Origin of the sequence: Arthrobacter globiformis NBRC 12137 (assembly GCF_000238915.1) — a bacterium.
GTDB lineage: Bacteria > Actinomycetota > Actinomycetes > Actinomycetales > Micrococcaceae > Arthrobacter > Arthrobacter globiformis.
The window spans coordinates 1-4,649 of sequence record NZ_BAEG01000097.1 but is presented as its reverse complement, the minus strand read 5'-3'; the positions used below and the strand labels follow the sequence as shown (position 1 = coordinate 4,649).

Here is a 4,649-nt window from a genome sequence, read left to right as displayed (position 1 = left end):
AAAACACCCTCTCAGCTGGTCCTGACGCTCGCTGTTGCTGTCCCGCCTGCGCTTGATTCGGCCTTGACAGCGGTGACCTGCTTGGCAGGTCCGGGCTTGACCGCCAGCGTCCAGTTCCCGAGGGAGTTTGCCTTTACAGTTCCCAAGCGGGCGGCAGCTCGCCCTGGTGTCACGTCGTACAGCACGATGGTGGCCGAGGTTGCTGCCGTCGACCCGGCGTACCTGGAAGTACCGCTGAAGGTCATGTCCTTCCTCAGCCGGTGCCGGGCACTGGTAATGGTCACCACGTCTTTCTGTCCCACAGGTGCCGCAGCCGGGGCTGGTGCCGGTGGTGATGCCACCGGTGATGTGGCCGGCGTGGTCGTCACCGGTGTGGCCACCTCTGCTGCCTCGGTGGTCTGTGGTGCCGGCGCTTCCGTCCCTTGTGCCGGTGCAGTCTGGTTGATCAGGTGCGGCTTTACGGCCTCCACTGGATGATTGGGATCTGGGTCGTTCGTGTCGATGCCGACGCTGAACTGGGCCATCATGTCGTGGTCCTCGTGGGGCAGGTTGTGGCAGTGGATCATGTACCTGCCGCGGTGGTGTTCGAATTTCATGAGCAGCCGGACCGTCTCGCCCTCGCCCACGTAGACAACGTCCTTGGGCCCACGCTCGTGGGCGAAGGGTGCCTGCCCGTTGCGGCTGAGGACCTGGAAGTCCACCAGATGGATGTGGACCGGATGGAACCATCCTCCCGAGCTGTTTTCTATTTCCCAGATTTCCACGTCGTCGAGGTCGGGATTTGCGAGAACCTTTCTGTAGCCACTCTCAACCACCTCGTCCCACGTCATGCCGCCGATTGTCCAGACGTCCAGGTCCCGCTTTACGCGCATGCGCCTGGTCTTTACAGAGTCCGACGTCTTAAGGCTCATGGCCGTGCTCGGGGCGAGAAGCGTCGGCAGCACCCTGGCGCCGGGACCGGACGTGTCTACCGGCTCGTCCGTTACGTCGAAGGCCATGACCCTGTTGGTGAAGTCGTAGTCCACATTGTTCTTGTTGGACAGGTTGCGCAATTCGACCCGCTTGCCAACGGGATACTTCGAAAAGTCGATGAGGACTTCGTAGCGCTCGGCGCCGCCGTGACGCCAGTTGGTCACCTGCTGGGCGGCCGGCATCAGGCCGCCGTCCGTTGCGACGATAGTCATTGCGTCTCCTGTGCTCAGGGAGAAGCGGTAGGAACGCGCAATGGAGGCATTGAGAATACGGAAGCGGTAGATCCTGCGCTGGACCTTCATCACCGGCCAAGGCGCTCCGTTGACAAGGATGACGTCGCCCCACAGGCCGGAATGGGTGTTGTCGTTGTAGCCGAGGGAGCCGTTGGCTGCGAACATGGCGTCGGATACCGTGAGCGGCACGTCAAACCTTCCCTGCGGAAGAATGCTGCCCTCCACTTCGTCGTGCAGGTGGTACTGGGCAGCGAGGCCGGAGTAGACGCTCTGGGCCGTATTGTGGACGGCGTGGTCGTGGTACCACAGCGTCCGTGCCGGCTGGAAGTTGGGGTATTCATAATCCTTGCAGTAGCCCAGGCCGGTGAGGTCGTTGGCGTAGCCGTCGAACTGCGGCAGCGACGCCGACCCGTGCAGGTGGGTGGAGGTGTCAAGCCGGTACCCCCACTGCGGGTGGAACAGGGGCAACACGTTGTCCATCTCCAGTGTGATGCGTTCGCCCTGATTCACCTTGATGGTCGGCCCCGGAAATGTCCCGTTGTAGCCGAGGATCGGTGTGCTGAGGCCAGGCACGATGTTGGCCAGGGCGGCTTTCTGCTCAATCTTGTACAGGTGCCGCTTGTGGCCGTCAGGGTCCACGACCGTGCTGCTGGGCCTGAGTACCTCCGGAATGGGAAGTGTCCGTTGAAAGGGCTTCGGCATGTTGCGGGACGCCAGCTGGCTTGCTGACTTGGCGTTGACGGAGGTCAAGGGGACGGCCAGTCCAAACGCGCCGATGATCCCCACTCCACCTATTTGCAATGCCTGACGGCGTGTAACTGACACGACTACCTCCGAGGTCGTAAAGAAAGTCCAATTGATTTAGTTGAAGGGTGTATTACCTACCCTGCGGAAACCTTGAGGGAGGCAGTGCTGGCGGTGGCCTTCTTTGGGTGGAAGCCACCCAAGGGGGCCGCGTGGGGGCGAAGCCCATTAGGGCTCAGAAGACATCACCAGATTGTGGTCGCGCTCAGTACCGGAACGGTGCCGTGCGACCGGATCGCGGCGCTGGCGGGACGTGGACAGCACAGCCGCCGCCGCGCCAAGAAGCGTGCCGGCCGCGATGATCCACATGGCCATGCCCGCCGGCTCGACCACCGCCAAAACCGGTTGGTCCCAAGGCTGGCCCACCGTGATCAGCCACTCCTGCCGCCGCGAGTCCGGCAGCTGGTCTGCTTGTTGGGCGAGGGCCCAGCCGTGCGCTGTATAGAGCGCAGCCACGGCACCTAAGGTCGCCAGCCTGGAGGGCAGTGACGATCCAGGGCCGCCGTGGGTGGTGCGGGCAAGGGAAGCTGTGAACAGGCAGCCGGAGAGCAACGCCAACATGGCCATTGCCTGGTACCCGAACTGGGTGCGCGACGAGTACTCCAATAAAGGCGTGTAGTACAGGGCAGCCAGCACCGCGGCCAAGCCAGCTGCCGCCATATATGGCGCCGACGTTGCACTCATAACAGGACGCAGGATTAACAGGAGAGCTTCCGCACCGCCTATGGTCCCGTCCTGCCTCGGCGCAGCGCCGAGCCTGGCCAATGTCAGCGGCGCACCCGGAACCAGCAGGAGCGGAACGACGGCGATAAGAAGCATCTGGGTGGTGACGTGGGCACTGATCAGGTACTCCTGGTAAACGCGGAGTCCTCCGTTGGTGACCAGGAACAGCAGCGCGACTCCAGCCACCCAGAGACCCGCGCGGTAACCGGGCCAGTGCCCGCCACCGTTCCTGACGCGCCGCACGCCGGCTGCATACAAGAACAGAGCGCCGGCACACAGGAAGATCCACAGGGCGTCCGGCTTCCAGCTGCTGAGGAGATCCACAAAACCCGGAAGACGGAGGGACACCGGGGCGGGTGCTGCCTGCGAGACCGTTGGCGGCGGGGTGCGCGCCAGCGCAGCGGCCAGCCCAGTGGCGGCTGCCATGACGGCAAGTTCGGCCACCGCCAGGACAGAGAAGGTGGTCCGTGCCCGGCCCGGGACCAACGCCAGCTTGGCAAGGATCCACTTTCGGTGCAGGGAACCGAATACGCCCAGAACCCCCAGAGCTACGGTCTTGGCCATGAGGATCAGGCCGTACGGTGTGGCCAGCCCTTCAAGCGTGCCGATGCCTGTCACTCCCGCCGCCACGCCCGAGATTGCCAAGGCAAGGAAGGACAGCAGCGCCAGCGTCGAGTAACGCCGGACCGCGGTCAGCAGCTCCGTTTCCAGCGTCCGCCGCAGCAGGACGAGCGCCGCCAGACCGCCGAACCAGATGGCTGCGGCGAGCATGTGCATCACCACCGAAACCGTACTGTCGGCGTGGCTGGCACCTCCGGCGGCATGGGAGTTTAGAGCCAGCGGTATCAGTCCCGCGGAAGCCAGCACAGCCGTGACGGCTACAGCCCGCTGGCTCTGAACTCCGAAGCACAGGAGCGCCACGGCTGCCGTAATCACGACGGTCAAAGCATTTCTCCGCCCAGCGTCGACGTCCGTCAGGAAGCTCACAAGGATGGCGCCGGATCCTTCCGAAAACAGCGGCAGATTAGCCAGCGAGTGGAAGGTGAGGACGCTGATCGCGGCTGAGGCGGCTGTCCACAGCACAGCCGATATACCGGCAAGGACGAGTGCCTTCGAGAACGCTTTTCCTTTTGGGGGAAGGGCAAAGAGCGCCAGGACAAGAGGTCCGACAGTCCCGGCAGCCGCGACGTTGAAAGCAAGCTTGGCAACAGGAAGCCCCCAGATCACCGCTGCGCCGGTCCGGTCAAGGAGTGCTGCTTCCTGGCCGGCCTCGGTCGAGTAGGCAACGAACAGTGCCAGTAGCCCGCAACCCAGGATCATGGCTGCAGCGGCCTCCGGCTTCGTCCGGAAATTCTTCATGGTTCCCCCTCGGCGGATGCTGTAGGGCCCAGTCTTGCCACGCCTCCTTGGATTTTTCCTGTGGGATGATGCGCTCCGCCGGACGCCCCGAAGCACGAATAAACGGGCGGGCCCGCAACTGACCGAGTAGCCCACGCTGTGAGGATGCACACGCCGGCCCGTGGACGGCCCTCGCCGTTAGTGGCTGGCACCGCCTCTCACCTAGAATTGCTAGAGATATGCGGACACCGAATGCTTCACCCCGGGTCGCGCAAGACAACCAAACACGGACAAGAGCGGCTGCACATCGCGCCAGTGGTCGGCTCACTACAGGAGGAATCCACTATGGCTGAGCACAAGGGCGGCGGTTACCGCGGCGGAAATGACCGGGGGGACTCGGGAAGCAACCGGGGACGGCAGGGGGGCCCGTTTAGGGGGACCAATAACTCCGGCGGGGATCCGCGGGGCTTCCGCTCCCGTGAGGGCGACGGCGATCGTCGCAGTTTCGGTGGCGGTGAGCGTAAGCCGTTTGGTGACCGTCCGCGCCGTGAGGGTGAGGGTGACCGCCGCGGTTTTGGT

At 63.9% G+C, this 4,649-nt stretch carries 3 protein-coding genes; all 3 read right to left on the bottom strand.

What is annotated here, in order from left to right:
* Positions 1-11: 11 nt before the first annotated feature.
* Positions 12-1,991, bottom strand: a complete 1,980-nt coding sequence (locus ARGLB_RS19955; protein WP_245531574.1) for a multicopper oxidase family protein — start codon at positions 1,989-1,991, stop codon at positions 12-14.
* 186 nt (positions 1,992-2,177) lie between these two features.
* The gene (locus tag ARGLB_RS19950) at positions 2,178-4,091 is read right to left on the bottom strand and encodes a bifunctional copper resistance protein CopD/cytochrome c oxidase assembly protein (protein WP_003805884.1); all 1,914 of its coding nucleotides are present in this window, start codon (positions 4,089-4,091) and stop codon (positions 2,178-2,180) included.
* A 306-nt stretch (positions 4,092-4,397) separates the two neighbouring features.
* A partial coding sequence (locus ARGLB_RS23870; RefSeq protein ID WP_043419971.1) for a hypothetical protein occupies positions 4,398-4,649 on the bottom strand: 252 nt, incomplete at its 5' end.

Bases quoted from the DNA above. Each gene is read 5' to 3' on its own strand.
- ARGLB_RS19950 (WP_003805884.1), bottom strand. From the start codon at position 4,091: ATGAAGAATTTCCGGACGAAGCCGGAGGCCGCTGCAGCCATGATCCTG.